32 protein-coding genes are annotated in these 25,334 nt (G+C 61.4%); 8 read left to right on the top strand and 24 right to left on the bottom strand.

The window, feature by feature from the left end; translation table 11 throughout:
- Positions 1–188 precede the first annotated feature (188 nt).
- The 4 genes from CCOS191_RS09635 to CCOS191_RS09620 are packed head-to-tail and all read right to left on the bottom strand — an operon-like array spanning position 189 to position 2,796.
- Positions 189–1,508, bottom strand: a complete 1,320-nt coding sequence (locus CCOS191_RS09635) for a sensor histidine kinase (protein ID WP_046854991.1) — start codon at positions 1,506–1,508, stop codon at positions 189–191.
- Positions 1,505–2,173, bottom strand: coding sequence for a response regulator transcription factor (locus tag CCOS191_RS09630; protein ID WP_046854990.1), 669 nt, complete (start codon positions 2,171–2,173; stop codon positions 1,505–1,507). The genes CCOS191_RS09635 and CCOS191_RS09630 overlap by 4 nt, the downstream gene beginning before the upstream one ends.
- The gene (locus CCOS191_RS09625) at positions 2,174–2,488 is read right to left on the bottom strand and encodes a PepSY domain-containing protein (protein ID WP_023632694.1); all 315 of its coding nucleotides are present in this window, start codon (positions 2,486–2,488) and stop codon (positions 2,174–2,176) included.
- Positions 2,488–2,796 (bottom strand): PepSY domain-containing protein, encoded by a 309-nt coding sequence (locus CCOS191_RS09620; RefSeq protein WP_046854989.1) that lies wholly within the window; start codon positions 2,794–2,796, stop codon positions 2,488–2,490. Before CCOS191_RS09620 ends, CCOS191_RS09625 begins: the two co-directional genes overlap by 1 nt.
- 194 nt (positions 2,797–2,990) lie before the next feature.
- On the opposite strand from CCOS191_RS09620, the gene CCOS191_RS09615 reads away from it, so the two are divergent.
- Positions 2,991–4,070: a patatin-like phospholipase family protein gene (locus CCOS191_RS09615; protein ID WP_046854988.1), complete on the top strand. Its 1,080-nt coding sequence runs from the start codon at positions 2,991–2,993 to the stop codon at positions 4,068–4,070.
- Between the two features lie 236 nt (positions 4,071–4,306).
- On the top strand, positions 4,307–5,482 hold the full coding sequence (locus CCOS191_RS09610) for a tyrosine-type recombinase/integrase (protein WP_046854987.1): 1,176 nt from the start codon (positions 4,307–4,309) through the stop codon (positions 5,480–5,482).
- Here the strand turns inward: CCOS191_RS09610 and CCOS191_RS09605 are convergent.
- Entirely contained in the window at positions 5,479–5,709 is a 231-nt protein-coding gene (locus CCOS191_RS09605) for a hypothetical protein (RefSeq protein ID WP_046857732.1), read from the bottom strand. The genes CCOS191_RS09610 and CCOS191_RS09605 overlap by 4 nt on opposite strands.
- A 52-nt stretch (positions 5,710–5,761) precedes the next feature.
- Positions 5,762–6,055: a hypothetical protein gene (locus CCOS191_RS09600; protein ID WP_046854986.1), complete on the bottom strand. Its 294-nt coding sequence runs from the start codon at positions 6,053–6,055 to the stop codon at positions 5,762–5,764.
- 106 nt (positions 6,056–6,161) lie between these two features.
- Between CCOS191_RS09600 and CCOS191_RS09595 the strand changes: the two genes are divergently transcribed.
- Positions 6,162–6,836 (top strand): SOS response-associated peptidase, encoded by a 675-nt coding sequence (locus CCOS191_RS09595; RefSeq protein ID WP_046854985.1) that lies wholly within the window; start codon positions 6,162–6,164, stop codon positions 6,834–6,836.
- Here CCOS191_RS09595 and CCOS191_RS27165 read toward each other — a convergent pair.
- The 15 genes from CCOS191_RS27165 to CCOS191_RS09530 form a co-directional block, all read right to left on the bottom strand.
- Complete coding sequence (locus tag CCOS191_RS27165; protein WP_082120383.1) at positions 6,794–7,312, bottom strand: DUF2514 domain-containing protein; 519 nt, start codon at positions 7,310–7,312, stop codon at positions 6,794–6,796. The genes CCOS191_RS09595 and CCOS191_RS27165 overlap by 43 nt on opposite strands.
- Positions 7,309–7,761, bottom strand: coding sequence for a structural protein P5 (locus tag CCOS191_RS09585; RefSeq protein WP_046854983.1), 453 nt, complete (start codon positions 7,759–7,761; stop codon positions 7,309–7,311). Before CCOS191_RS09585 ends, CCOS191_RS27165 begins: the two co-directional genes overlap by 4 nt.
- 59 nt (positions 7,762–7,820) lie before the next feature.
- Positions 7,821–8,186, bottom strand: coding sequence for a hypothetical protein (locus tag CCOS191_RS26800; protein ID WP_052752588.1), 366 nt, complete (start codon positions 8,184–8,186; stop codon positions 7,821–7,823).
- Entirely contained in the window at positions 8,179–9,303 is a 1,125-nt protein-coding gene (locus CCOS191_RS28275; protein ID WP_177330349.1) for a hypothetical protein, read from the bottom strand. Before CCOS191_RS28275 ends, CCOS191_RS26800 begins: the two co-directional genes overlap by 8 nt.
- A gap of 168 nt (positions 9,304–9,471) precedes the next feature.
- Complete coding sequence (locus CCOS191_RS27155) at positions 9,472–10,332, bottom strand: hypothetical protein (RefSeq protein WP_082120382.1); 861 nt, start codon at positions 10,330–10,332, stop codon at positions 9,472–9,474.
- A 301-nt stretch (positions 10,333–10,633) separates the two neighbouring features.
- Positions 10,634–14,110, bottom strand: a complete 3,477-nt coding sequence (locus CCOS191_RS09570; protein ID WP_046854982.1) for a host specificity protein J — start codon at positions 14,108–14,110, stop codon at positions 10,634–10,636.
- A gap of 42 nt (positions 14,111–14,152) precedes the next feature.
- The gene (gene yidD, locus CCOS191_RS27145; RefSeq protein ID WP_082120380.1) at positions 14,153–14,359 is read right to left on the bottom strand and encodes a membrane protein insertion efficiency factor YidD; all 207 of its coding nucleotides are present in this window, start codon (positions 14,357–14,359) and stop codon (positions 14,153–14,155) included.
- A complete protein-coding gene (locus CCOS191_RS27140) occupies positions 14,356–14,598 on the bottom strand; it encodes a DUF4177 domain-containing protein (RefSeq protein WP_082120379.1) in 243 nt (80 codons plus the stop codon). The genes yidD and CCOS191_RS27140 overlap by 4 nt, the downstream gene beginning before the upstream one ends.
- 62 nt (positions 14,599–14,660) lie before the next feature.
- A complete protein-coding gene (locus CCOS191_RS09565; protein WP_046854981.1) occupies positions 14,661–15,245 on the bottom strand; it encodes a tail assembly protein in 585 nt (194 codons plus the stop codon).
- Entirely contained in the window at positions 15,242–15,997 is a 756-nt protein-coding gene (locus CCOS191_RS09560) for a C40 family peptidase (RefSeq protein ID WP_046854980.1), read from the bottom strand. The genes CCOS191_RS09565 and CCOS191_RS09560 overlap by 4 nt, the downstream gene beginning before the upstream one ends.
- A 2-nt stretch (positions 15,998–15,999) precedes the next feature.
- A complete protein-coding gene (locus tag CCOS191_RS09555; RefSeq protein WP_046854979.1) occupies positions 16,000–16,749 on the bottom strand; it encodes a phage minor tail protein L in 750 nt (249 codons plus the stop codon).
- 9 nt (positions 16,750–16,758) lie between these two features.
- Complete coding sequence (locus CCOS191_RS09550) at positions 16,759–17,097, bottom strand: phage tail protein (protein WP_046854978.1); 339 nt, start codon at positions 17,095–17,097, stop codon at positions 16,759–16,761.
- On the bottom strand, positions 17,097–19,835 hold the full coding sequence (locus CCOS191_RS09545) for a phage tail tape measure protein (RefSeq protein WP_052752586.1): 2,739 nt from the start codon (positions 19,833–19,835) through the stop codon (positions 17,097–17,099). The genes CCOS191_RS09550 and CCOS191_RS09545 overlap by 1 nt, the downstream gene beginning before the upstream one ends.
- Before the next feature lie 53 nt (positions 19,836–19,888).
- Positions 19,889–20,374 carry a hypothetical protein gene (locus CCOS191_RS09540; protein ID WP_046854977.1) on the bottom strand — a complete coding sequence of 162 codons (486 nt, stop codon included), beginning with the start codon at positions 20,372–20,374 and terminating at the stop codon, positions 19,889–19,891.
- A 436-nt stretch (positions 20,375–20,810) separates the two neighbouring features.
- Positions 20,811–21,314: a hypothetical protein gene (locus tag CCOS191_RS09530; RefSeq protein WP_046854975.1), complete on the bottom strand. Its 504-nt coding sequence runs from the start codon at positions 21,312–21,314 to the stop codon at positions 20,811–20,813.
- Positions 21,315–21,557: 243 nt separating this feature from the next.
- On the opposite strand from CCOS191_RS09530, the gene CCOS191_RS09525 reads away from it, so the two are divergent.
- The 5 genes from CCOS191_RS09525 to CCOS191_RS09510 all read left to right on the top strand — a co-directional run bounded on the left by CCOS191_RS09525 (position 21,558) and on the right by CCOS191_RS09510 (position 23,880).
- On the top strand, positions 21,558–21,752 hold the full coding sequence (locus CCOS191_RS09525; RefSeq protein WP_046854974.1) for a hypothetical protein: 195 nt from the start codon (positions 21,558–21,560) through the stop codon (positions 21,750–21,752).
- A 132-nt stretch (positions 21,753–21,884) separates the two neighbouring features.
- Positions 21,885–22,115: a hypothetical protein gene (locus tag CCOS191_RS27865; protein WP_156177526.1), complete on the top strand. Its 231-nt coding sequence runs from the start codon at positions 21,885–21,887 to the stop codon at positions 22,113–22,115.
- 494 nt (positions 22,116–22,609) lie between these two features.
- On the top strand, positions 22,610–22,813 hold the full coding sequence (locus tag CCOS191_RS09520) for a hypothetical protein (protein ID WP_046854973.1): 204 nt from the start codon (positions 22,610–22,612) through the stop codon (positions 22,811–22,813).
- Between the two features lie 68 nt (positions 22,814–22,881).
- Entirely contained in the window at positions 22,882–23,181 is a 300-nt protein-coding gene (locus CCOS191_RS09515) for a hypothetical protein (protein ID WP_046854972.1), read from the top strand.
- Between the two features lie 228 nt (positions 23,182–23,409).
- Positions 23,410–23,880: a hypothetical protein gene (locus tag CCOS191_RS09510; RefSeq protein WP_046854971.1), complete on the top strand. Its 471-nt coding sequence runs from the start codon at positions 23,410–23,412 to the stop codon at positions 23,878–23,880.
- Positions 23,881–23,909: 29 nt separating this feature from the next.
- Here the strand turns inward: CCOS191_RS09510 and CCOS191_RS09505 are convergent, their stop codons facing one another.
- From CCOS191_RS09505 to CCOS191_RS09495, 3 genes are all read right to left on the bottom strand, one after another.
- Positions 23,910–24,155: a DUF1799 domain-containing protein gene (locus tag CCOS191_RS09505; protein ID WP_442963663.1), complete on the bottom strand. Its 246-nt coding sequence runs from the start codon at positions 24,153–24,155 to the stop codon at positions 23,910–23,912.
- Between the two features lie 68 nt (positions 24,156–24,223).
- Positions 24,224–24,607 carry a phage tail assembly chaperone gene (locus CCOS191_RS09500; protein WP_046854969.1) on the bottom strand — a complete coding sequence of 128 codons (384 nt, stop codon included), beginning with the start codon at positions 24,605–24,607 and terminating at the stop codon, positions 24,224–24,226.
- A gap of 9 nt (positions 24,608–24,616) precedes the next feature.
- A complete protein-coding gene (locus CCOS191_RS09495; protein WP_046854968.1) occupies positions 24,617–25,270 on the bottom strand; it encodes a phage tail protein in 654 nt (217 codons plus the stop codon).
- Between the last annotated feature and the right edge of the window lie 64 nt (positions 25,271–25,334).

The raw sequence follows: 25,334 nt of genomic DNA, 5'->3' as shown, positions 1-25,334 counted from the left end.
CCGGCCTGGGCCCTGTGTTGCGCAATGCAGTGGCGCAAGGGGGCTCCGTCCTTGGAGAGATGGAAACCGCAAGGTTTCGTGGCCGGCATTGTGCCGGGCGCAGGTGGCGCTGGGCCAATTCAAAAAACTGCGGCTGTACTGCAATTTTTTTGCACGGTTGATCCGCCCCGCGATTGGGCCGGCGCCGATCAACGCCCCTTGCGCGGCAGCTCGATACTCACTCGCAACCCGCCCAGCGGGCTTTCCAGCAGTGCGATGCGTCCACCCCATGCCTCGACGATATCGCGCACAATGCCCAGCCCCAGGCCATGGCCATCGACCTGTTCGTCCAGCCGCGAGCCGCGTTCGAGCACTTGCAGGCGTTGCGCCTCAGGGATGCCCGGGCCATCGTCATCGACCCACAGCTGGTAACCCTCGGTGGTTGGCGCGATGCCCAGGCGCACCTCGCTGTCGGCCCATTTGCAGGCGTTGTCCAGCAGGTTGCCGAGCAGCTCCAGCAAATCCTCGCGGTCCCAGGGCAGCAACAAGCCCGCAGGCACGTCGCGCTCCAGCAGCAGGCCTTCGCCGTGAATCATCCCCAGCGTCGCCAGCAGCCCGGGCAGTTCGCTATCGCAATCGAACTGCGCGCCGGGCAAGGCATCGCCGGCCAGGCGCGCGCGGTTGAGTTCGCGGGCCAGGCGTTGCTGGATCTGCTCCAATTGCTCGCGCATCTGCGCGCGCACCTCGGGCAACGCCTGCAGGCGTTCGCTGGCAGCCAGGCTGACAAGCACCGCCAGCGGCGTCTTCAAGGCATGACCGAGGTTGCCCAGGGCATTGCGCGAACGGCGCAGGCTGTCTTCGGTATGGGTCAGCAGGTGGTTGATCTGGTCCACCAGCGGTTGCAGTTCGCTTGGGACCTCGGCGTCCAGTTGCGAGCGCTGGCCCTGCTGCAACTGGGCGATCTGCTGGCGCGCCCGCTCCAGCGGGCGCAACGAGCGGGTCACGGTGAGGCGCTGCAGCACCAGGACCAATATCAACGCCACCAGCCCCAGGCCCAGGCCGATCTGCTGCATGCGCCGGAAGCCCTCGCGCACCGGCGAGTAGTCCTGGGCCACGCTGATCGAGATGTCCTGGCCCAGGCGCCGGTAATCGCCGCGATAGGCCAGCAATTGCTGGCCCTCGGGGCCCAGTTCGTGACCATCGTCCAGCCCCGGTTTACCGGGCTTGGGCATGTCCATGTCCCATAACGAACGGGAGCGCCAGGTACCCTGGTCGAAATCAATGCGGAAGTAGTAGCCCGAGAACGGCTGCTGGTAGGCTGCCGACAGCCGTCGCTCGTCCAACTGCAGGCCGGACGGGCCACGCACCAGCGCCACCAGCAGGTTTTCGCTTTCCTTGCGCAGGCCAGCTTCCAGGTAACGCTGCAGGCCCGCCTCGAACAGCCACAGGGTCAACTGCGCCAGGGCCAGGCCAACCACTACCAGTACCGCCACCAGGCCCAGGCTCAGGCGCGCCTGGATCGACTTCACGCGGCGCTCCCGGCATACACGTAGCCCTGGCCGCGGCGGGTCTCGATCACGCTGCGCCCCAGTTTGCGCCGCAGGTGGTTGACGTGCACTTCCAGCACATTGGAATCACGCTCGGTTTCCCCGTCGTATAGGTGCTCGGCCAGGTGGCTCTTGGACAGCACCTGCCCCGGATGCAGCATGAAATAGCGCAACAGGCGGAACTCGGCGGCGGTGAGCTGGACATCGACACCCTCACGGCTCACGCACTGGCGCGACTCGTCCAGGTGCAGGCCGGCCGCTTCCAGTCTTGGCTGGTTGGCCAGTCCCTTGGCCCGGCGCAACAGGGCCTGGATGCGCAGTTGCAGCTCCTCGGGGTGGAAGGGCTTGCTTAGATAGTCGTCGGCCCCGGCCTTGAGGCCCTCGATACGCTCGGCCCAGGAGCCGCGGGCGGTGAGGATCAGCACCGGGGTGGCCAGGCCGCTCGCGCGCCATTGCCCCAGCACTTCGAGCCCCGGCAGCCCGGGCAGGCCCAGGTCGAGGATGATCAGGTCGTAGGGTTCGCTCTGGCCCTGGTACACCGCATCGCGGCCATCGGCCAGCCAGTCCACGGCATAACCCTGGCGCTGCAGGGTGGCGATCAGTTCATCGGCCAGGGGGACATTGTCCTCGACAAGCAGCAGGCGCATTCAGTCGTCTTCCTCGTCTTTGAGCAGCGCGCCGGTGCGGGCGTCGAGCTTGATCTCGCGCACCACCCCCGCCGGGGTCAGCAGCTCGACCTCGTACTCGTAGCGCTCGTGCTTCTCTTCCAGTTCCGCCTCCAGCAGCCGTGCCCCGGGGTAACGCCCCAGGGCGGCTTCGAGCAATTGCTCCAGCGGCAGGATGATGCCCTTTTGCCGAAGCTCCAGGGCTTCATCCTGGTCCAGGTCGCGCGCGGCGGCCAGCGAACAGACGGTCAACAGGGCCAAGGCCAGGTAGCGTGCCGTTCGCGGTAGTGCAGGCATCAGTTGTCTCGCTCGTCCTTCAGGACTTCACCGGTCTTGGCATCCAGGGCCACGTCCCATTCGACGTTCTGGGCATCACGCAGATCGACCTTGTAGATGTAGCGGCCGTACTCGTCCTCGAGCTCCGAGTCGGTCACGGTGGCGCCGGGATGCTTGGCCACGGCGGCGGCCTTCAGTTCATCCAGCGACTTGATGGTCTTGGCGTTCACCAGCTTGACCACTTCATCGGGCTGCACATCCTTGGCGAAGGCGGCATTGGCACCGAAAGCGAGGGCGGCGGCGGTGAACAGGGCAGTCAAAGTTTTCATGAGGTTCTCTCCAGCGAGATGTGCAATTTGTCTACGGGGTTAAGATTAACCACCGGTCCTTAACTCAACCTGAAAACAGCTGGCCGCATGATAGCGCAGCTTGCGGCCTTGTCGCGGCCACGTGGGGCGGTGATGGCATCGCCGCCTCGCAATAAAGCCCTATACTGCCCGCCTGCCCTGCCCGAGACCCCGCCATGAGCGCCATCCACATCAAGTACCCCGCCCTGACCTTCAAGGCCGGCCAGCGCGCCTTGCGGCAGATCCGCGAGCGCGGCCTGCTGGCCGCCGATGTCGGCGTGCTGCCGGGCGCCGCCGGTGGCCCCAAGCCCTTGGGAATCCAGGGCCTGGACCTGGCGCTGTTCGGTGAATGGCTGCCGACGGCACCACGGCAACGGGCATTGATCGGCGCCTCGATCGGCTCCTGGCGTTTCGCCAGTGCCTGCCTCGACGACCCGGTGGCCGGTATCCGCCGCCTGGGCGAGCTGTATACCGAGCAGGATTTCGCCAAGGGCGTGACCCCCAGGGAAATCAGCCAGAGCTGCCAACGCATGCTCGACGACCTGCTGCAGGGCCGCGATGGGCAGATCCTCGCCAACCCGCACTATCGCCTGAACATCCTGGTGGTGAAGAGCCACGGCCAGCTCGCCCACGACCACCGTGGCCGCCTGGGCGTGGGGCTGGGCTCGGTGATCGCCAGCAACCTGCTGGGCCGCTCGCGCCTGGCCCGGCACTTCGAGCGGGTGATCCTGCACGATGAACGTGCCACGCCACCGCTGGAGGCGCTCACCGACTTCCCTTCGCGCAGCCTGCCGCTGGACCTGGCCAACCTGCGCCACGCCCTGCTCGCCTCGGGTTCGATCCCGATGGTCATGGAGGGTGTACGCGACATCCCCGGCGCGGGTGCCGGCACCTACCGCGACGGCGGCTTGCTCGACTACCATCTGGACCTGCCCTACCGCGGCGACGACCTGGTGCTCTACCCGCACTTCACCGACAAGGTGGTGCCCGGCTGGTTCGACAAGGCCCTGCCCTGGCGCAAGGGCGATGCCACGCGCCTGCAGAACGTGCTGCTGATGACCCCGTCGCCGCAGTACCTGGCCACCCTGCCCTACGGCAAGCTGCCGGATCGCAACGACTTCAAGCGTTTCATGGGCGATGCGTCGAGCCGTAAGCGTTACTGGTACAAGGCCATTGCCGAAAGTCGGCGCCTGGGCGACGAACTGCTGGAGCTGATCGCCACCGGGCGGTTGCAGGATCGGTTGCAAGCCTTGTAGCGGGCATGCTGGTAGACTGCGCGCATCGTTGATTCACACAGAGTTATGCCAGCGTGGAAATCTTTAAGGATTCCACAATGGGCTCCCGCCAAAAACCGAGCGATACCACAAGCAGCCATGACGCCCTGAATCCGGCGTCATTGGCGTATCGCCGCGTACCATTCTGTACCTTCCCAATCCCAAAAACGTAGTACATCATCCAGTACATCTAACGACCAGAAAGAGGCAATGTACTAGTGGCGCTCACGGACACCGCAGCCAGGCAGGCCAAGCCCCGGGAAAAGGGCTACACCCTTGCAGACTCGCTAGGGCTCACGCTGTACATCGCCGAAACCGGCGTGAAGAGCTGGCATTTCAGGTTCACATGGCTCGGCAAGCAGGCCAGAATTTCGCTTGGGACTTACCCAGAGATCGGCTTGAAGGAGGCGCGTGCGCGAAGGGATGAGGCCCGCGAAGAGGTTGCGCAGGGCAAGGACCCTCGCGAATTGAGGAGGGAAAAGAAGGTCGAGCGCCTTGGCGCCCAAGAGAGGACATTCTGCCGCGTCTATGAAGAGTGGCTGGAATTCAGGAAGGGAGGCCTAACCGATTCGACGGTCAAGGTGATTTCCAACGCGATGGAGCTGGATGTGCTGCCGGCCTTTGGTCAGCGCCAGATCGACAGCATCAAGCGCGCCGACGTGATCACGCTGATCCGTCGCATAGAGCGGCGCGGCTCAATCACTACAGCCGTAAAAACCAGGCAATGGACCGGCCAAGTCTTCCGCTATGCAATGGCGATCGGAATGATTGAGATAAACCCCACGGCGGAAATGCACGCTGTGACCGAGAAGATGGCGCCGCACAAGAACAGGCCGTTCCTGGCCTTCGACGAAATGCCGGCCATCATCAAGGCCATTGAAGGAAGTGAGTCAGGCTTGCAGCTGCAGTGCGCAACCAAGCTGCTTATCCTCACAGCGTGCCGCCCGGCGGAGGTTCGCAAGGCTGAGTGGTCTGAGATCGACTTGGATACCGCGACCTGGTCCATCCCGGCCGCCAAGATGAAGATGCGCCGCGATCACATCTTGCCGCTGTCGCGCCAGGCGGTCGAAATCCTGCGCTCGATGCTTCCGATATCCGGAAACCTGAAATACGTGTTCCCGAACCGAACTGACGCAGTCCGGCCGATCGGCATCAATTATGCGGTGAACCTGCTGGACCGCTGCGGATACACCGGTCGCCAGTCACCGCACGGATTCCGGCACCTGTTTTCCACGGAGATGAACAGTCGCGGGTATAACAAAGACTGGATTGAGCGGCAGCTGGCCCACGCCGACAGCAGCGCTATTCGTGACGTGTATAACCACGCCACCTATTTGGAGCAGCGCCGCGACATGATGCAGGCCTGGGCCGATATGGTTCTACCTTCTGTCTAGCGCCTCAATTCGGGGAGAATCTGCCCGCCAGTCGGGCGATCTGGCTCGTATTCGGCAAAAATTCCCATGGCCCAGGCCTCCTCATGCTCGAGTAGTGCCCAGGTCCTGGCTGCCTCGGCAAGCTCCAGCATGTCGGAAAGCACGCCGGCATCTACCTCTCGTCGGCGGCTGGCCGCATAGGCCATTTCATTGATAACCGCGGCGCGCCCGTCCGGGTCCGTGACCATGGCCGGACTGTCGTAGAGCTCGTCCAGCCATGGCCGCGGGATACCTGCCAAGCTACTCAACACGGCACCACCAGGACTGCGAGTACAGCACGCCGTCGACCTCTTCGAAGCCAGTGATGTTCATGCCCTGCTGGGCCATCCCGTTGACGCAGGCGTCATGCAGGCGCGGGATGATGTCGCCGCTCGGTGTGGGGTTGAACACCCACGCCTCAATGCACGGGCGCCCGAGCACCTTGCTGTGCCCGTACTCGATATGCACGTCTGCGCGCAGCGGCTTGATCTTGCCGAGCTTTTCGTTGGGGATGGCGACGCCGCGCTCTCGGCGGCGAACAAGGAGGAAGTACATACGGCACCAATACTGTATATCGATACAGTATTTGACCATTCAAACGGATGACCAGGCCAGTACCGCCCGGCGGGCTATGCTTCTGGCTCAAGCAGGAGGGCCGGACATGTGCGGAAGGTTGAGTCAGTACCGCGGGATCCATGACTTCGTTGAGACGCTGAGCATGCCAGAAGCCTGGCGGAACAACGTCGGTGACCAGGACCTGGGGCGGTACAACGTCGCGCCAACCACGCAGGTCGCCGTGCTTCGGGTAGATGACGCAGGCCCGAGGGCGGACCTGGTGAGATGGGGGTGGCGGCCGCATTGGGCGACCGACCGCGCCGCGCCTATCAACGCCCGTGTCGAGAAGGTGGCGCACGGCCCCTTCTTCAGGGCGATCTGGCCGCATCGAGCGATCACGCCGGTGGATGGCTGGTATGAGTGGGTGGACGAAGGCGGTCCGAAGAAGCGGCCCTACTACATCCGCCGGCGGGATGGGCGCCCTGCCCTGTGCACCTCAATCGGTCAGTTCGTCGGCAATGAGCACGACGGGTTCGTGATCATCACCGCCGATGCCCAGGGTGGCATGGTCGACGTGCACGACCGACGGCCTGTCGTGCTGTCGCCAGAGCTGGCGGTCGAGTGGATCGCGGCAGGCATGCCCGGCGAGCATGCCGAGCAGATGGTGCTGAACATGGGTGAGCCGGCCGAGGCTTTCGAGTGGTACCGGGTTGGCACCGCTGTCGGTAATGTGCGAAATCAGGGGCCGGACCTGATCTCACCAATAAGCAGCGCATCATAGGACGCCTCGCACGCCAGTCCGGCTACTCGGGCGCGGTCATACGCTGCCGCCAGCTCTCCCGCTCGAGCATCAGCCCGTGCGAGCAGGTCGGAGAGCACCATTGCGGCGCGGGTGGCTGCCTGGCTTCGAGCGGCAACGGCGGGGTCCTGGCCGGGGCAACCGACGGTGGCAGCGAGCTTGCCGGCTTCGTCGTGCAGCCGCTGGCCAGCAGCATCAGCCCCAGCAGCAGCGCTGTCGGCAGTCGTTCGTTGCTCCTGAGCATGCGCCCTCACCTCCTCGTGTGCCGCTGCGCGGCGATGTTCTTCCTGGCGTTCTCCGCGCTCGCCCAGCACCTCGGCAAGGCGATCCCCGCTGTCCCGTTGCGCAGATGCTGTGGCTGCCTCGGCACGCTCCACCGACCGACCGTGCTGGTAGACGAGCCAGTACGACCCGACCACGGCCAGCAGCGCTATAACGCGCACGCCCCATCCTTTCACGCCAGCGCCCTCCGCACGCCCTCATCAATGACCGCGCCCTTGTACGGGTTTCCGCCGTTCTCGTGGATGATGATGCTCTCCACGAGCAGCCACAGCGTGTGGCGGTCCTTGATGTCGATCGGGTCGGTGGTGCCCACGCCCAGGCGCTTGGCCACAGCGGCGGCATAGGCCCGGGTGTCGTTCTCGTTGCTCGGCGCCCAACGGTTGATGGTTTCCAGCACCGTGTCGATCCCCTTCCCGCCGACACCAGGCATGCCATCCTTGCCCCGGTAGTTGATCAGCAGCTTGCCCAGGGCGCGAATGCCGTTCTCAGGCGTGTCGAAACGGGCGAAGCGCGGCTTGGCCACGCCCACCTCGACGCCCTGCTGACCCTGCCAGGCGTTGCGGGGGTTGTAGTCGATGTTGCCGGGGTTGTTGTTGCGCACACCACGTGGGGTGGATTGGGTCATGGGTTTTCTCCAGGCAAAAAAATACCGCCAGGTGGCGGTCGGGTTCTGTTTCGGGTCGGTTACGCGGGTCGCGCGGCCCGGTGGGCGCTGTCGGGCCAGCCTTCGGCACCTTCTTTCCACGCGCGCAGCTCCAGCCAGTAGGCTTTCCATTCAGCAGCGGTGCCGGGCACAGATTCGTCGCCGAAGTCGATTGCTGTCACGTTTTGTTGCGCGACCTGCATTTCGCCATCCCGCCAGGCCGATTCAATTGCTGCCGCCTCAGCTGCTGCTTTTGCCGCCAGTTCTTCGTCCGTGAACGCCGGCTCTGGCGTGTTCCCGCCTGCGAGCCAGGCCTCGTAATCGTCCCACCAGCGGTGGCCGCGAGGGATTGACGAGCCATCATCAAGACGGATCACTGCATCAGGGTTTTCTGTCAGCTTATACATTGCACGGCAGCTCCGCGTCGGCCGAGACGAAGGCCCCGGCATTGAGTAAGTAGATAAGCGGCTTGTATGCGCCAGGCGCAGATGCGAGCGTCAGATCAGCCTCGAAGCCGAACCGGGTGTGGTACGTCGTTGCAACCGCGTTCACTGCTACGGATGCAGCCCCGTCATAGACGATCGACGAGCCGACGAGGACTGATGGTGTAGCCCGCATCGGTACTGGCCAGCCGCGATTAACGCGTGCGGCCGTAGCTCCCGTGCCGGCGGATACACCTTGCCCAAATGAGCGCGGGCTCCCGGTATCGTTCAGCATGCGGAAGTAGTAGCGCAGGCATGCAGCGAGCGTGTCACCGACAAGAGGCTCTTGCCACGGCGTAGCGCGCAAACCAGCCTCGCATTTGGGGCGCGAGAACGACGCGTTTCCGGAGAAACGTACTTGAAGAGCGCCGGTGATACCCGGGATCTGCAGTGTGACTGAGCGCCGACCGCTGCCTGCTGTGATCGTACCTGAGTTTGAGCCAGCACCTGCTCCATCGCCAACGGTGACAGTGATGGCCGCAGTTGGACTGTCGACAGAGATGGTCACATATCGGCCGGCGAAGTTCGCAACTTCAACAGGCTGGCACAGCGTTCCGCCTCCGAGTGTCACGACTCGGGTCGACGCGTTCACCGAGTAGTTCACGCCGGCCGTATGCGCTCCCCAGCGGTCATGGCCGTAAGTGCCAGGGGACAGAAAGCCGCCGGCGAAGCCCCGCTGATTCACCGCGAAATCACTGTTGATCAGCAGGTTTGTATTGATAGGGTTCGACGCCTGGGCCTGGAGCTTGCCGAGGGCGCCGAGCACGCTGTCAGTTGCAGCTACAGGATCCGTATACAGAAGACTTAGGCCTGTGAGCAAAGAGTCACGAACCCCGGAGCCGAGGTCGGCCCAGGTTTTGTTCCATGCGAAGTAGGTGCCCGGAGCGCCGCCAGCGTTGATCAGCGCGAGGATGGTTCCATACTGCTCGACGAGCTGACGCAGGCGGTCTGCGGATTCCTTCACGTATCCCTGCATCGGCGCCAGGCCATAGGAGCCTGCCGTCACTGTCGGCCCCTGGTAGGCTGGCAGAATGCTCAGCACCGACGAACTGGCGATGTTCGCAACCTCGTACCATCGTCCGTCTGGCCCCTGGAATGCATCACCTACTCGAGCGTTCAAGGCGAAGTCAGTAGACGTTCCGGTTACAGTCGTCTGTCCGGCTGTCACAGACACCGTGCCCGTTCTATACCATGGCATAAGCCGAAATCCTCAATTAAATGGAAATGGAAGTCTGTTGGTGCTTATAACCAGAGCAACCGGGAATCGATCGATAGGAATTTGCCTCCAGTAGTTGTACGGCGCTCCACCAGGAAACTCTCTTGTTGTACATGCAGCAACAGTAAACATAAATCTAACCCCTCCAGTTATACCTGAGCACCCTTCTTGACAGCTGTACAATCCGGCCGAAAGGTATGCCTGAGGGGCGCTGCACGCGGCTGATCGCGTAAAATTTATTGATGCCGCGAACTCTCCAGAACCAACTACAACATCAACATACGACTTGATCTGCGGGTATCTTGCACCACCTTCATCGCCTGGGAATGAGTTGTATCCGCCTGCATATGCTGTGTACCTGATGTCTGATCCAGGTGTCACCGGCTGCCCAGGCTGTGGAGCTTGAACAGCGGCAACAACGTTTAACGGAGGCTGTGCCGAATTGAACGTCAACTTTTGGTCGGAATCCCTGAAGCATTTGAGCCCGGTGATGGGTCCCAAGTCAGACATCAGATCAAACACATAACACTTCGTTGAAGCCGATGCGCCCGTAAAAAGCAGGGTTTTCGAAGATCCAGAAACGATTTCACCGCAAGGGCTACCATCACCTACAAGAAATGCTATAGGTGCACTCCAAGAGGACAATGTTATACCGTAGATTGGCTCTCTAGCGACGGCATCATCATTCCAGTTCCCGCCAAAATTTGGATCTAGACCCACGCTTCTGAGGTACTTCTGAGGCCAGTTAGCAACGAATGCTAAGTATCCGCTTTTACGCAATCCGTAAGATATAAGCTCAGTATCAAATAGCAGCTCTTGATCAGGCTGCCTGTACGCAACGAATTTCCCAGCCATCAGTAATAACCGTAATCGATTCTGCAGTTAGCTGAAAAGTACCCCCAGCCATTTGTGCTGTATGAGTACGCCCATGACATTGTGTTTCCAGAAATGGTGACACCAGGCTTTTTCCCCTTTTCGCGGTTCAGATCAACCAAGGCGACAATCATGTAGAAGCGATTCCTGCCTGCTGGAACAGCGGGTAGCGTAGTGCTTCCTGCTGTTCCATTAGTCACTATCCCACCTTGCGTCTGGCTGATTAACACCGTCATATCTGAAATGACCGATCCGTCCTCCGCGAATGCAAGAAATCCAGTACTCATATGCCAATGCCCATCTTCGTTGCTGGGTTACCGCTGGCATAGTAGGTGTTGACCTGGCCGTTGGTGATCAGGGTGGAGCCTGTCGAATCCTGGCCGCGCACCGTGAATGCACCGGTAACCATGTTCAGCTCGATCAGCGGCCGGCCTTGGGAGTCGACAGCTTGCGACCTCAGCGTCATGCCAAGAACGATCTGCTGAATGAACGCAGTGTTGATGAGGGCTGTGTTCATGAAGACCTGGCCGCCCTGCACAACAAACGGCGATGACAGCGTGCCGTTGATGCCGTTGACCACTGCGAACCGGTCGGCGGAAACCAGGAAGGTGCTCTGCAGGCCGGCCGGCCCGTTCTCTATGCCGAGGCCAATGCCCGCTGCGACGTACTGTCCCTGGGAGTTGACCTGCATCTTCACGGACCACATCGCGCTGGCTTTGCCGTCCAGGCTAGCCTGAGCTTGGCTAACCGTCTGAACGACTGCATCGGTATCTCCGATCTTCGCCTCGAGCGTCTCAGAAGTTCGCGCAAGAGCGTCGGTTTCCGTTGTCCTGACGAGCGCTTCCCGAGCGATCGCAGCTGTTGAATCCCACAGCTTCAGGGCTCCAGCGAGCTCTCCCTCGGCGTCATCGTCACGCGCCGACGCACGTAGAACCTGCACGCTTTCAGCCGTGGATTCGACCTTGCCGTCCACCTCCTCGATCTTTGTGGTGTTGGTCTCGACTTGCTGGGCCAGGCCGTTTGCCGTCTCGATGGACTGGCCGATGTCGACCCACAAGGCCGGATTCGGCGGAGCGTTGGCACCACTCGGGTCTGCTGGCACATCGTGAACGGCCTGGTAGATCCTGCCGTCGACCACGACCATCTGGCCTTCCTCGTAGGGCGTGTCCTTGTCGTAGGCCTTCAGCCCGTCCAGGGCGTCGATCTGGTCCTGCAGCCCGTCGATCTTGTTCTTCAGCTCCTCGCCGAGCATCGACTCATCAATCTCGCCGGAGATCATGTCAAGGATTGGGCCTGGGTCGGTCTGAGCAATGCCCTGCACCGCCGTCGGCGGAACCGGGAAGAACGGGCCTATGTTGCCGGTCCGGTCGACCAGGCGCGCCCAGAAGAAGAACGACGCACCGGCAGCCAGGCCGGACATCACGTGCTCCGACTGTGGATAGGCCAGGTCCGCCAGCTTGGTGGCGCTGGTCAGGTCGTTGATCGGGTTGCTCCAGATCTCCGTGCGCTGGGTGTCCTCGGCTCCGGGCGGCAGCCCCCACTTCAGCCGGATCGCGAAGATCTCGCTGGTGGCCGTGAGGAACGTCACCGCCGGCGGCGTACCCTCCTTCCCTTTCAGGTCGGTGAGCACAGAGCTGCGCCAGGTCGACGTGATATCGAACGCGCTGACCGCACGCACACGCGCCAGGTACTGGCCGGCGTAGATCCCAACAACATCGACCGACGCGGTACCGGTGCGCTGCAGCCTGATCCAGTTGCCGCTGTCCTTGCGCCACTCCACGTCGTAGGCCACGGCCCCTTCCACAGCCGGCCAGGCGATGTTCATCGTGCTGACGGCCAGGCCCTGGGCAATCGCGTAGTCGGACGTCAGGGTCACGCTCGCTGGTGGCGGCACGGTCGTCACCGGGATGACGCTAATCGGCCGTTCCTCGAGCTTTGCCCCGGTGTCGATCGCGGCGAACTTGCTCGGGTTGAACTCGAGCGCGGTGATCTCGTACTCGCCTTCGGCGGTGCGCGAGGTCTTCAGCACCCGGAACAACTGGATGGCCAGGTCGTCGGCGTCGATCGCCCACTGCAGTTCGGGCTCCGGCTGGACCGAGTAGGCCGTCGTCACGGTCACAGCGCGACCGGCAACCGACTGCACGGTGCGGCCTTGGGCGCTGCCGTTGGGCAGGTTGATGATCAGCCGGTCGCCGGCCTTGATCTGCGTGTCACGGTCCAGGGTCACGACCTTGCCGGCCGCAGCAGCGATGCGGCCACCGTTTGGCCTCCCCGAAAGCAACTCGTCGGCAACCGGGATGACGTGGCCAGGCAGCGGAATGCGGCCCTCCATGCCCGTCTTGAACGTGACAGTCCGGTCCTGGTTGTTGCTCAGCAGCGCCCACTTCCCGCGGCGCTGGGCCTCGCTAGCCCTGGTGCAACCGATGGCCGAGATCTCGATAGGCCGGTCCTGGTACCGCCGCTGCAGCGCAAGGTCTGTGACCGGGATCACGTCGGTGTCGTAGTTGTTCCCCGGGTTGTCGTAGCTGACCAGGGCGCGACTGTAGTGCGTGCTGCGCTCGGCGCCGCCATACGTGAACTCGCCGTCGATGACGTTCGCCCGGGTGAACACGTAGTCGAAGTCCTGCGCCCGGGGCATGTCGGCTTGCATGAACAGCGCGCCCTGCGCCCAATACACCATGCCCCGGTAGATCGCCGACAGGTCGCGCAGCAGCGTCCAGGCCTCGGCCTTGCCCTGCAGGTTCATGTCGCACAGGAAGCGCGGTTCCTGGCCCCCTACCCCGTCCGGCACCAGCTGGTCGCAGTACTGGGCGATGCGGTACATCTCCCACTTGTCGACCATCCACGACTTGATGCGCTTGCCCAGGCCGAACCGGTCCTCGACGCACAGGCCATATGTCACGAAAGCCGGGTTGTTGGTCCATGCCTGCTTGAAGGTGCCGTCCCAGGTGCCGGTGTAGGTGCGGGCGATCGGGTCGTAGTTGGTCGGCACCGGCCAGCGCCGGGCCTTGCACTTCACGGTCACCGACGGGATGTTCTGGAACTGCTCGGCGTCGAACTCGATGTAGAGCAGCGCGGTGTTGGGGTAGCGCAGCTTCTGGTCGATGATCTCGGTGTAGGCCGCGATGGTCATCGTGTCAGCGATGGTGCCGGTGTTGGCGTTCGGCGTGAGGCGCCGGGCGCGGATCACCCAGCCCGAGGTGGCCGCCGGCAGGTCGACACGCACAGAGCGCTGATAGCCGCTGCTGGTCTTGCCGCTGACGGCGTTGCGGTGCGCCTCGACGAAAGCACCGCCGTCGGTGGCGATGTCGATGGCGTACTCGATGGTGTAGCCGTTGGTGTCCCCAGTGTTCGGGTCCTGCTGGAGCAGGCGCGGCCACGAGAAGCGCAGGCGCACGGCCGACAACTGAGTGTTGCTCAGCGCGCGGGTCCACGGCTGATCACTACGCAGTTCCACGCCGACCGACGTCTCGCTCTCGATCGCAGGGATGCCCTGGATATAGTCCTGCTCCACGGTGCCGCGACGCCACTCCCACTTCACACCCGGGAAGTTCACGTTGCCGCTGACGTCCATGATCGGGGTGTTGTCGAGGTAGATGTCGCGGTCAGTCGGGGCGCCGTCGAACTCGCCCTCGCCCACGGCCAGCAGGATCTTGGCGATGTTCGTGGAGCGAAGGCTATCCGGGGCCTCGTAGGGCGCCTTGGGCTTCTTCTCGCCGCCCTTTGCGCCGGTGACGGCAGGTTGAAGTGCTGCGCCCATGCTTTCCTCCGGGCAAGAAAAAACCCGCCGCAGCGGGTTTAGTTATGGGTAATCTTCTCCTCCATTCGGAGGCTTGCAGCGATAGATTCGCGCCACGGCTAGCTTCCAACCTCGGAGAGCACCGTACCTTTCAATAGCTAGCAATGCATAGCTCGAACACGAAGGAGTGTAGCGGCAAGCTGATCTGATCTTGTCAGGAGCACACCGCTGATAAAGTTTGATCAATAGGATTGAAAGCCTTGAGATCATGCCGGACGACGGAAAGAGATCACGTAATAATTAGACATTTCAGTTTGCTTTCCAAACAAGGCGGCAAAGCAACCTGGCTTTACAGCAACTCCGATAGTGTCCACGCGATAAAATTCCCACCCGTCTTCGGCGTTTGCATTGACCACGGACTGCAAATATGCGGCAGCCTCATTCCCCTTATGCTGTTTTGCTTGAACTTCAACATTTGGAGGAACTTGGACCATTTTGTAAACGTACACTGTGGCATCCTTTTGAGTGCGATAGAAGCCTTATGCTATCAGCGCTATACGCCCATCGCTAGCTACGCCTTGTCCTCGGCATATACGGATGCAGAGATGATTGCTCCGCCCCAACGGCGCTCGCCGATGCAGATCGGCACCGGATTGCCGCTGGCGGTGGTGTTGTTCGCACTGCCGAAGGCATAGGACGGCCTGTTCTCCGGTGCTGCGCTCTGCGACAGCCCCTTGGCTTGCGGGCTGAGCATCTGGATGACGCCACCAAGCGCCATGGCCGCACCGATCTGCATCGCCCACGCCTGACCGGTGACAGCGCCGGCAACCACCATGACCACGCCGACAATGGTCTGCAGCAGCCCTCCGCGCTTGCTTCCACCGATCACCGGCACGATCCGCAGCTCGCGGACACCGCCGCGCTCGAAGTCCTCGAGGCCGACGTTCTGCCGGTTCCGGAAGACCGCGAAGCGCAGGCCCATGCCGTCCAGCCGCCGAATCTCATCTTCGAAACCGGCCAGGGTTGCCTTCAGAGCCTTGAAAGCCTCCCAGGTGTCGCCGCTGTCGAGCTGCCGGCGGTGGGTGCGGCCGAACTTCTGGGCCAGCGAGCCGGACAGCTTGATGGTCGTCATTTGCTTGTAGGCGATTGCGCTCATCGGGCCTCCTTGTGGCGCAGGATCAGGCGGGCCCGGTCGTGCCACGGACCACCGTAGATGATGACCTCGGACGGCCTGCCATACAGGTGGTGCAGCAGGAACGGGCCGGGGCCGTATAGCTCGGCTTGCTCGCCGGGCAGTTTGGGATCACCGCCCAGGTAGATCCCCGCATGGTTCGGGTGCACCGTTCGGCCCACGGCCATGACGATCATGTCGCCACGCTCGGGTCGGTCTACCTGGTAGAAGCCCGCAGCCTCGTAGGCCTGCTCGTACAAGCTCGGGCCGGCGGCCTGCTCCCACCAGCCGTCCTCGCGGACGTATGCCGGAAAGTCCAGGCCCCACTCGCGCTGGTACCAGTCGGCGCAGACCTGCCAGCAGTCCCAGGCACCGTGCACGAAGGGCCTTCCCAGCAGCGGCGATTCGCCGGTTGGCGTGATCGTCCGCAGGTCGCCCTCCGGCCAGGACAGGATGTGCCACGGCAGGCCAGTGGCCTCGCACATCGCCAGATCCCGGGGCGAAGGCCTACTGGTTGCGTCCGGGTGCGAGTGCACGATGCCGATCACCTGGCCCTGGTCTTCCGCCTCGGCGTACTGCTCCGGCGCGATGCGGAACTCCTCGGTCGGCTCGGTGGCCACGTTGACGCAGGGGAAGTACACCTGCTTTCGGCCCACGGCCAGGATCAGCCCGCAACACTCTCGCGGGTGCTCAACCGCGGCGTGCTGTTGCACGGCGGCGAGGATGTGTTTCAGCATGATCAGCTCCTGGCGATCAGGGAGACAGCGGGGAATCCGCCGAAGGTGAGCTGGTTGCCCTGGCCCTGCCGGACGACACAGCCAGTATCAAGGCAGCCATTGCACTGGTCCTTGGCTGGGTCGTCCGTGGGGTTGCCGTCGAAGTCGAAGTAAGGTCCGGTGTATCCGCAGTTCGGCCCCCGGTATCCGTTTGTCATGGCCCAGTGGCACAGCTGGGTCATCTGGCGGCCGATGCTCTCGCCGCCGACGTCGCCCGGGCTGGCCAGCTCCCACGACACCGTCGCGCCGTTCTCCGACACCTTCTGGTCGATGTACCAGACCTCCGTGCTCTCCTGGGTCGGGTCAGCCTCCGGGTTGCCAGCGGGGAAGTTCACCGGGTCCAGGTACCGTTTAAGGGTCTGTCGAATCGTCAGCTTGAACTCGAGCAGGTTGTCGAATGCCAGGCACAAGCCGGTGATCCGGCCGTTGACGTTGCCGACCGAGATCGTCGGCCGCACTGCGGTACCGTCCGAGTTCGCCTCGAGACCCTCGATCTGCATCGGCCAGGCGTCGTACTCGTTGCCCTGCCACCAGATGGACTTGGCCGGCAGCTGGTCGGCATCCGCGCCGGCCGCCGCCAATTCCGCGGGCGAGTGAGGGATCGCGTGCCCATGGAAACGCAGGATGTCGGCGCCCCAGTCCGAGCCGTCGAGCTCGAACAGCAGCGCCTCGCTGCCAGGCTGGAGCAGCTGGATGTCTTTGATCAGGGTCATGGTGATTCCTTACGGGTGGAAGGCCCGCTGGAAGGTGGCGGTGACCTTGAACTGTTCGCCGCCCATGGGGGTGGGCTTCGGGTCGACGCAGGTGAACAGGCCCAGCTCGCCGAGCGGGGTGCTCCAGAGGAACGCCTTCGCGCCGGCGTGCCGGTCGAAGAAGGCCATGACCTCCAGCACCCGCGACTTCCTACCGGTGATGGTCACCGGGTAGCTGTCTTCCTTGTTGTTCGGGCCGTCGCCAACGACCTGGCGGTATCCACCGCCGAAGCGAGACTCCCGCACCCGGTATTGGATGTCGGGGGTCTCGCCGCGCTCAGTAGCCCAGCGGAAGGTTTCAATGGCCATCAGGTTCTCCGCGTTGCGTTTCGGTGGCTGATGCCGCCTGGTCGCCAAGACTCTGCGACGGCCTTCTGGGCAGCGATTTCCATCTGCTTCTGCATGTTCTGCTGTAGCAGGCCCTGGTCCAGCTCCATCCCCTCGCCACTCCTATCGGGGACGCTGATATTCACGGGCGCATTGACTGAGATGGAGGTGGAGCCACCGGCGCCAGATCCGCCTACAGCGCGAACCCCCAGGTTTCCATCAGGCGCCCGGGTCAGCGGCATGATCGCCTCCGGTCCAGCCTCACCAAACACGCCTGCCCCCTTCGCGAATGCGAAGAACTGAGGCGTGCTGTGCACCTGGTTGCTGAAGTGCGAAAGGCTCGGCGAGTCGTACACCCCACCCTTGGCGTTGGGCACAAAGGAGCCCTCGCTGAACCCAGTCATGGTCCCCTCACCCACCGCCGAAGCCCCGCCGCCGAAGAAACCGCCGATGGCCGACCCAAACAGGCTACCGGCGATGCCGGTGATCGCCTGCCTCGTCGCAATCCTGGCCATGTCCGCCAGCACCGACTTGGCGAAGTCGGAAAACGACAGCTTTCCGGTGATGGCGAAGTTCGCCACCGCGTCCTCCATGCTGGAGAAAGCGTTGCTGAACAGCGTGCGGGTTTGGCCGGCGACATCTCGGGCCTGCTCCAGGTACGACGCGAACGCCGAACGCGCGCCCAGAGACCAATCGGCCTGGGCAGCGTCGACGTCCTCGTAATACTTGGTCTGCATGGCCAGGCGATCGTCCAGAGCCTTGCGCAAGGCGTCGGACTCCTTCTCGTACAGACCCTTACTGATCCGCCCCTCGTTGTGCTGCTGCTCGAGGTTGTCCAGCTGCTGCTGGTACTGCTGTTCGATGCTCAGCCGCTCCTGCATGCGCTGCCGGGCAACATCACCCAGCCCCATGCTGGCCAGATTGCTGTCGAGACCGAGCGATGCGCGCTGCAGCTGGCTGTTCAAGTTGCCCTGGAAGGCTGCAAGTTTCTGCGCCTCCTCCGTGGCCACCTTGCGCAGCTGCATCTCCTTCTCCAGCCCGGCATTCTTCTGGAGCTGGTCGGTGATCTGTTGCTGGTTGGCCAGCAGCGACTTCTGGTCGGCGGTCAGGACCTTCTTGTCCTTGATGTCGGCCAGCTGCTGCTCCCACTTCACCAGCGTCTGGCCAGCCTCGCCGAGCTTCTGCATCTCGCCGCGCTGGGCACCGATCAGGCCGTTCTGCTGCTGGAGCACCGAATACTGCTGGCGGGCCTGGTCGAGGGCCTTGGTGCCGGCGTCCTCGCGGTAGGTAGGACCTTTCGGCCCTGGTTTGTCTTTGAACTGCTCACGGGCGGCATCGCGCAGCTGATTCAGCTCGGTTTCGGTGTAGACCCGGCCGCCATCACCGCCGGCAGATTTCTTGGCGAGCTCGTTGATTTCTTTGAGGCGCGCAGCCAGCTTCTTCTGATTGTCATCGGTAGTGCGCAGCTGCCCGTTCAAAGTTTCCTGAGCGAGAATGGAATCTCGCTGCCGCTGCCGGTAGTTCTCTTGGGCTTGGTCGATTGCCTGTTGCGCTTCCAGTTGGCTCTGTAGCGCGTTTACCCGGCTTTTTGCCACTTCAAGATCCGACTTTGCCTGAGCTCCGCTGGCTACAATGGAGTTCCCAGATGCGCTTTTTTCCAGCCTTGCCAGTTCGTCTTTGGCCTCGGCAAGCTGGTCGCTAAGGCCCTGGCTTCTACCGAAGCTCAGCGCAGCATCACCAGCGCTTTTGGTCATACCCCAAACACCGCGCCACGCTTTCTCGATCCAGCCGAGGTTCTCGACGATCTCTTTTGATCTGGTATCGATCGTTTGGGCGTAGGTATCAGTTAGGAGCTTGGCCGCCCCCACCGTATCACCCTGCTCCTTGAGGGCTACGATCTGGGCATAGGTGCTCGCAGTGAGGAAGTTGTACTGCTCGTTCAGCTCCTTGGCTGCCGCAACCGGGTCCTTCCCGATCTTCACAAACTCGGCAACCGTCTCCTCTACCGCGCGCCCCGTAGCATCTTTCATCTGCAGAGCAGCAGTCGCAACGGTGCCAATGCTGTCACCGGCGATTTTTCCGTTGCTTGCCAGTTGGGCGAGCACCTCAGCAGCCGCCCCAGTTGTGCCAACGGTAGTGCTGATCTGTCGGGCCAAATCGGACATCGCGCCGGCGTTTGTCCCAGCTGCGTTTCCTGTGAGGATGAGCGCTTTCCGAAAGTCTTGCGCTTCCTCCGACCCTTTGTAGTACGCCACACCCAGCCCAGCAACTGCCGCGCCGGCAATAGTGAACGGATTGACCAACCCCGCGACATATCCGCCAAGCGCCTTGGCTGCCGGCCCGATCCCTCCAAACATGTCCTTGAGCTGACCGCCTTGCTGTAGCAACACTTGGAGCGGGGCCTGGCCACCCTGCAGGGACACCACGATATCGGTGAACTGAGCTGGCACGCCGCGCAGAGCTGCGGTGTAAGCCTTGGTCGACATGCCCGCAGCCTGTGCCTGGCGCGTGTACCGGTCCATTGCCTGTTCGGCAGACTGAGTGCTTGCCGCCAAGTCCTTGATCGACACTCCAGAGCTTTTGGCTTGCGCGCCAACGCTACCTGTAGCAGCTTCTGCGCGCTCGCCGGCCTTCGTCAGTTTATCGAGGTCATCGGCAGCAGCTGCCGCCTCGCCTGATTCAACCTTGATGCCGAGAACGGCGATATCACCCTGGCTCATACTTTCTCCGGGCACAAAAAAACCGGCCTAGGCCGGTTTGTATTTGATGAGTGTCATTTTCTGGTTTTGGCGAAAACCGCTTTGAAGCCGTTCAGGTCATTTTCGCTGACCACGACTTCTGTGTTGCATACTTTGAACTCTACTTTTTGAGCCGATGCAAGATTCTCCAGCGCTCCTTCCGCTGGCCTGAGCTTGAACCGCTCGATAACTGTGCCGTTTGTGATTTCTGCAGAGTAATCGGTGGTCATACCATCCACCGGTTTACCATCAGCCAACCAGTAAACGTGGTTGCAAGATCGATATTGCTGCGTGTCGGCATACGTTAGGATCTCAATGCTGAGCCTAGATACTGCCATGTCCTTATCGCCGTAAAGAGCGCTCGTCAGTACGAACTTATTGGGGCCAGAAGGAATAGGCGCCCAAGAAATTGTCCTCACTCCTGAGAACCTATCGATCGAGTCATTTATCGTCACCGCCACAACCTGGCCACCGCCAACCATGGCCATCCCGGCCAAGGCCACCACCGCCAAACGCTTCATGCGCGCCCTCCTTGTTGATGAGGGCAATCTACCACAGCCCGCCCGCCGCCGGCGCTCACCGACAAGCGCCATCCGCCCCGCGCCCAACTGGTCTACCACTACCGCTGCCAACCATTCACGCGACAACAAAAATCCCGCCAAAGCGGGATCTACGGTTTTCTATCAATCTCTTTGTGAGTTCCAACCCGCCTGAACTCAGCAGTAGTGCCTACAAGCTCAAAGCTAAGCTTGTGACTGTGGTTTGCGGTGATATGAATCGTATAGATTCCTGGCTTCTTGCTGCCAGAGAGTTTTTCTAGCCTAAGCTTCTTAGGCTGCGGATCGTTCAGCAGAAGCGATATCGCTTCCTTCAGCTCCGCCTGAATCTCTGGGCTGAGAGCCTTATAGGAATTCTTGAATGACTGGCGACCGAGATCCACGGTCGTTATGTTGAGCCTCACAAATCATCAAGAAATTTGTTGATTTCGTCTGGTCTGCTCAACACGACGGGGTCATGACCGACCTCCTGATCCGCGTTACTTTCCAGAATGCTCCAGCGAAGGCTCTCAGTTGTGGAGTTCAGCGCCTCAATTGATTCCAGCAAAGATCGATATGAATCCACGACGCCGTCATCATCTCTCAGGCGGGGGTCACGCATGGCGCAGTGCATTTTTTCATTCGCATCAGCGTAGCCTTTTGCAAGGCTATCTTGGAGCTGCTCCAAGACCGGAATGATATCAACCTCAGAAATTACCTTCGCGGCCGCTCCAGACCAGATATCTTTAGCCACTGCCTCAAATGCAGCCTGAGCGCCGCTGAAAAGTCGGCAATGGTGACTGATTGCATCAATGGTGCCATCGATGTTCCGCAGTAGGTCCAGGGATCGAACAGCACCCACACCAACAAGCTCCGCAGCCGAAAGCGCGTCAGCGAGGTGGAAGTGATTGCCCGAATTCATCATAAAATCCCTCTACGTACCCAGTGAAACGTCACCGGATGGCGATTATCGCCGCGTTGTCATCCGTGTCAACTGAAATCCGCGCCACGAAATCATCAGCTACGATTCCGTGGAGCTCACACAAAGACTATAGGTGAGACGGTCGCAGACGCCACCGGTTCACGCTGCACATCTGAGATAGCGATGACCGGTGCAATTGATTGCACAGAAAATAATGCCATCACCACCCACATGAGGGGTGCGAAGATGCCCGACGATGAGAAGCGGAGATTTGCCGAGGCGCTGGAGCACTGGGCGGAGGCTGTGGATGCGATCCGCGCCCGGGATCGGGCCGAGGCCATTACCCAGGTCGAAGAGCTACGGAGCATGCACCTGATGCGGGCTTTCCACACCAGCGCGCTATGGGAGCACTATGCGTGGAAGCGCCGGGGCCAGGGGTGACCACAAACACGGACCGAAGCCAAGCGCCAGCCGTCGGGCATTTGTTTTCCCTTCCGCACCACCTGCAGGGCGTATAGTCCCCAGTTATATGGGGCGCAGTAACGTGCTTCGTAAAAGGAAGGAGTACGAAGCATGAGCGCCGAGTCCAAGCGTATCGCCGCCTTAGAACAAGCGTTGTATGCCGCGCTGTCAGCGTCTGAACAATACGGGATCTCAGCGGACGATATGCGCCTGAAGGCAATTGCAGGTCTGTCACTTAGTCCAAACTGGGGATGGGTAGCTGACGAATCTACGGCTGATGCCGAGACAGAATTAACCGGCGCAGTCAGAGTGGTACGTGAAAAAAACAACGGCCCAAATTAAAAGCCCAGCGCGGGGCTGGGCTTCTGTCAGTAGTGCTCGCCTTGAATCAGTGAGCCTTTAGACTTGGCAATTATTCCAGTGGGCGCTTGTGATAGCTATAGCGCTCTGCATCGGTTGTCCTCGATGGGTCCGGCGGGCCCTGCCTCTGCCTGCTTCGAAAGGGTGGGTTCTCGACATAATCGTCGCGATCCTCTGAGCGGGCCCTCTTGGCATCCTCGTCTCGACCGGTTGGCCAACTGTCATTACCGGCTGGCTTGCCACCCTGTCCGTTATCCCTGTCTCTGGTCATACGCACCTCTCAATGCTCAGAAGTTCTGAGCTACATCGAGTGTGCTCCGACAACGACCAGAGAAGTTTTATATCAGACCGATGGTTGCAAGCGAAAACATCAATTACTCACCGCTGTCCACCCATCCACCCTGGACGGAAAGCCAGTACGCGGGCTGGGCCGGGGCGTAGTAGCGTTGTGCCTTCAAATCTGCGTGGAGACTTCGATGGACCAGCTAAATCAAATCGGCCTCGACTTGGAGGCGTTAAAAGCTGTCGTTACAGGGCTCGTGAGCGTCATTCAAGAAGACCCAGAATCCTTAACCAAGGCCAGGGCAGCGGCGCTGGCCAACGTGCGTGGTTGGGGCGATTCGAAGACCCAAGATTTGATCCATAAACAAGTCACCGCGATGCTTGCGCCCAAGCTCTAAACCACTCCTCACGAAGCCTAAATTTCAGACCCAACCCGTTGCCGGAAAGCCCATGGATAGGAGTTCAAATGTCAGACCCAAACGAGCAGATCGCTCAGCTCACCGCAGCGCTGAGCAGCCTAAAGGATGAGTTCCAGGCGTTGAAGGCTGGTAACGCGGCGGCTCTGGCAGCCATCTCCGCTGCTTTGCGTGAGATTCCTGGCTATAAGCCGAAGGTCATGGAGCAGATGCTCACTCATACCTTAAAGCATGGCTGGCCTCTTTCTGGCCTACCTGATAACGAGATCACAGAGACGGCGTTTTCGGCTCCGCTTCGATTCCTTCTGAATGATCAGCAGGAGGCGCGAACTTTCTTCCGGGGTCAGTGAGCCCGGGGAACGTGATCGTTCCTTTCCGCATGTCGATTCGTAAGCCATGATCCGAAACTATCACAAACGGTTCATGGCTTTCCTCTGTGCGCTGTTGCATGCCCCTCTCCTGCGGCGAGGCCGCGTCAATTTAAGTATCGAATTGCGATGAATGGTATGAATTGATGCATCCATTTCGCAGCGCTCAACTAATCTATTGATTTCCACTACTCATTAGGGATAGCCATAATGGACATAATAACTCCCACAGCTGCGAGGATCTGGGGTCAGCTTGACGCCAACCCTGATCTCTGGAACTTGGTCAACGCTGGCGAGATTCAGAAAATCTACATAGATCAGATCATCCATGAGCTGAGAGAGCTGGCCAACACAAGTTCTGCTTTAAACAACGGCAACATTCCAGCCACAAAACAATCGGCCTCCGAACTATATTCAGCCATGGCGAGCGCTGAATCTGCAACCGAACTCCTTAGAGTCGAATTAGATACAGCCCAAGGAGCCGGCGCAAATGGACCACTCTTAACCAATGCCAAGAACTGGTTTACCAATACTCTTAAGCCATGGATATCGGCGCTCTGGAAAGCGGTATGGAGCACAATCCAAAAACTGACAACCATAAAAGAGTGGAAGATCTCTGGCGAACTTGGAAATGATATCCTTGGACTAGCAAAGTCCTCTATCGAGATAACTTTCGGATAGTGCTTTTTAACCCGATTTGTAACTACGCCCTACTCCGCTGCCTCAGTCATCGCGGCCAGAGCTTCGTGCTCCATGATGCGGAGATCGGGGAAAATTTCGGTGAGTTCGCGGCGCTTGATTCCGAGCATCGACGCGACCGCGGGGATGGCTGTGTAGTCCAAACCCGAAGGTCCGCCCTGCCCCAGGCGCCACTGTGTGCCCAATGCCTCGAAAACTCGAACGGACAGCCAAGCATCTGGCCAAACCTCCGCCTCTTCCTCGGGGATGTCAGTCAAGGTCAGGCCAATGGCCGCAAGCTGCTCGGCGGACGGGCCGCGCTCGTACAGTGCCCGCGCCGCCGCCCTCAGTTTCCCAGGCGTGCCGGGTTGTAGGCAGCCTGGTAGGCGTCGGTCACTGCTTTCGGCGCGCCAGTGCAGGTGCGCACGAGTTCGACAATCGCATCCTGGCTGAATTCGTCCTCCAGATCCCAGCCGGTGATGATTTCGCCCAGCTGCTCGGCCTGCAGGGCGATTTCACCGGCGGTGACCTCCTCCCAGCTCGCGCCATCCGCCTGGGCCTCATCTGCCCAGGCGTCGCGGGCTTTGTTCCAGCGGTCGAACATACTTGCCAGCACCACCCGGTCCATGTATCGGAACTGGAACTCAACCGGCACCGGCTCGCCGCCGATGCGCGGAACCTGCACAACCGCAGTGAACGTCGGGTTCTGCGCGATCTTGATCTTCGCCATGAGGGCTCCTTAGGCGCTGTAACGGGTCGGTCGGCCGGACAGGCCTACGGAGATGGTTCGGGTCATCAACTGGTTACGCTCCATGGTCGGGGTGCTGGTGATGCTGACGTAGCCAGGCATCAGGATCTGACCGCCGCCGGGAAGCTTGAGGCGGATCACCGTCAGCTCCTTGGAGTCGTCGTAGCCCTCGACCACCGGCACATACAGCGCGGTCGGCTGGTCCTCAACCGTCACCGACACGCTGATCGGGTTGCGGTTGGTCGGGAACTGCAAATCGTCGTCGTTCTCGAGGTAGCCGACAGTGAGGAACTGCTGCTCGCCGCCGGATACGGTGAAGCCGGTCACTTTCGAGATCTGCGTCCAGCCCGACACCGGGACAACCGAGCCAACGCCGGCACCGGCGGTGTACCGGTCGGTGTTGGTGGTGTCCAGGCCAGCCAGTGAGAACGCATCGGTCGTGACGTTGGCCGCCTTGGCGGTGCGGTCGTTGATGAGGGCCCAGCCAGAGCTGATCAGCAGAATATCGTCGGCATCGATGCTGTGACCCGCCGCGCTCGCCACTGGCGGCTTGGCATTGGTCAGAGCAGTGAAAGGCACGGCGGTGCCCAGGGTGCTGGCGATCTCCAGCACAGAACCGTTGGGCAGCGGGATGCGTGCGGCCATGGTGTTTTCCTCTTGAGTAGAAACAAAGAAGCCCGCACGCAGCGGGCCTTCGGGAAAGTGGAAT

Origin of the sequence: Pseudomonas sp. CCOS 191 (assembly GCF_001007005.1) — a bacterium.
In the GTDB taxonomy this organism is placed as follows: Bacteria; Pseudomonadota; Gammaproteobacteria; order Pseudomonadales; family Pseudomonadaceae; genus Aquipseudomonas; species Aquipseudomonas soli.
The sequence above is the reverse complement of the archived record's forward strand: the minus strand, read 5'-3'. Positions and strand labels throughout refer to the sequence as shown.

What these genes read in the sequence shown, in the direction of transcription:
- CCOS191_RS09630 (WP_046854990.1), bottom strand. Translation starts at nt 2,173, where the DNA reads ATGCGCCTGCTGCTTGTCGAGGACAATGTCCCCCTGGCCGATGAACTG.
- CCOS191_RS09625 (WP_023632694.1), bottom strand. Translation starts at nt 2,488, where the DNA reads ATGCCTGCACTACCGCGAACGGCACGCTACCTGGCCTTGGCCCTGTTG.
- CCOS191_RS09620 (WP_046854989.1), bottom strand. Translation starts at nt 2,796, where the DNA reads ATGAAAACTTTGACTGCCCTGTTCACCGCCGCCGCCCTCGCTTTCGGT.
- CCOS191_RS09615 (WP_046854988.1), top strand. Translation starts at nt 2,991, where the DNA reads ATGAGCGCCATCCACATCAAGTACCCCGCCCTGACCTTCAAGGCCGGC.
- CCOS191_RS09605 (WP_046857732.1), bottom strand. Translation starts at nt 5,709, where the DNA reads ATGGTCACGGACCCGGACGGGCGCGCCGCGGTTATCAATGAAATGGCC.
- CCOS191_RS09600 (WP_046854986.1), bottom strand. Translation starts at nt 6,055, where the DNA reads ATGTACTTCCTCCTTGTTCGCCGCCGAGAGCGCGGCGTCGCCATCCCC.
- CCOS191_RS09595 (WP_046854985.1), top strand. Translation starts at nt 6,162, where the DNA reads ATGTGCGGAAGGTTGAGTCAGTACCGCGGGATCCATGACTTCGTTGAG.
- CCOS191_RS09585 (WP_046854983.1), bottom strand. Translation starts at nt 7,761, where the DNA reads ATGACCCAATCCACCCCACGTGGTGTGCGCAACAACAACCCCGGCAAC.
- CCOS191_RS26800 (WP_052752588.1), bottom strand. Translation starts at nt 8,186, where the DNA reads ATGTATAAGCTGACAGAAAACCCTGATGCAGTGATCCGTCTTGATGAT.
- CCOS191_RS27155 (WP_082120382.1), bottom strand. Translation starts at nt 10,332, where the DNA reads ATGGCTGGGAAATTCGTTGCGTACAGGCAGCCTGATCAAGAGCTGCTA.
- CCOS191_RS09570 (WP_046854982.1), bottom strand. Translation starts at nt 14,110, where the DNA reads ATGGGCGCAGCACTTCAACCTGCCGTCACCGGCGCAAAGGGCGGCGAG.
- yidD (WP_082120380.1), bottom strand. Translation starts at nt 14,359, where the DNA reads ATGATCTCAAGGCTTTCAATCCTATTGATCAAACTTTATCAGCGGTGT.
- CCOS191_RS09565 (WP_046854981.1), bottom strand. Translation starts at nt 15,245, where the DNA reads ATGAGCGCAATCGCCTACAAGCAAATGACGACCATCAAGCTGTCCGGC.
- CCOS191_RS09560 (WP_046854980.1), bottom strand. Translation starts at nt 15,997, where the DNA reads ATGCTGAAACACATCCTCGCCGCCGTGCAACAGCACGCCGCGGTTGAG.
- CCOS191_RS09555 (WP_046854979.1), bottom strand. Translation starts at nt 16,749, where the DNA reads ATGACCCTGATCAAAGACATCCAGCTGCTCCAGCCTGGCAGCGAGGCG.
- CCOS191_RS09550 (WP_046854978.1), bottom strand. Translation starts at nt 17,097, where the DNA reads ATGGCCATTGAAACCTTCCGCTGGGCTACTGAGCGCGGCGAGACCCCC.
- CCOS191_RS09545 (WP_052752586.1), bottom strand. Translation starts at nt 19,835, where the DNA reads ATGAGCCAGGGTGATATCGCCGTTCTCGGCATCAAGGTTGAATCAGGC.
- CCOS191_RS09540 (WP_046854977.1), bottom strand. Translation starts at nt 20,374, where the DNA reads ATGAAGCGTTTGGCGGTGGTGGCCTTGGCCGGGATGGCCATGGTTGGC.
- CCOS191_RS09530 (WP_046854975.1), bottom strand. Translation starts at nt 21,314, where the DNA reads ATGATGAATTCGGGCAATCACTTCCACCTCGCTGACGCGCTTTCGGCT.
- CCOS191_RS09525 (WP_046854974.1), top strand. Translation starts at nt 21,558, where the DNA reads ATGCCCGACGATGAGAAGCGGAGATTTGCCGAGGCGCTGGAGCACTGG.
- CCOS191_RS27865 (WP_156177526.1), top strand. Translation starts at nt 21,885, where the DNA reads ATGAGCGCCGAGTCCAAGCGTATCGCCGCCTTAGAACAAGCGTTGTAT.
- CCOS191_RS09520 (WP_046854973.1), top strand. Translation starts at nt 22,610, where the DNA reads ATGGACCAGCTAAATCAAATCGGCCTCGACTTGGAGGCGTTAAAAGCT.
- CCOS191_RS09515 (WP_046854972.1), top strand. Translation starts at nt 22,882, where the DNA reads ATGTCAGACCCAAACGAGCAGATCGCTCAGCTCACCGCAGCGCTGAGC.
- CCOS191_RS09510 (WP_046854971.1), top strand. Translation starts at nt 23,410, where the DNA reads ATGGACATAATAACTCCCACAGCTGCGAGGATCTGGGGTCAGCTTGAC.
- CCOS191_RS09500 (WP_046854969.1), bottom strand. Translation starts at nt 24,607, where the DNA reads ATGGCGAAGATCAAGATCGCGCAGAACCCGACGTTCACTGCGGTTGTG.
- CCOS191_RS09495 (WP_046854968.1), bottom strand. Translation starts at nt 25,270, where the DNA reads ATGGCCGCACGCATCCCGCTGCCCAACGGTTCTGTGCTGGAGATCGCC.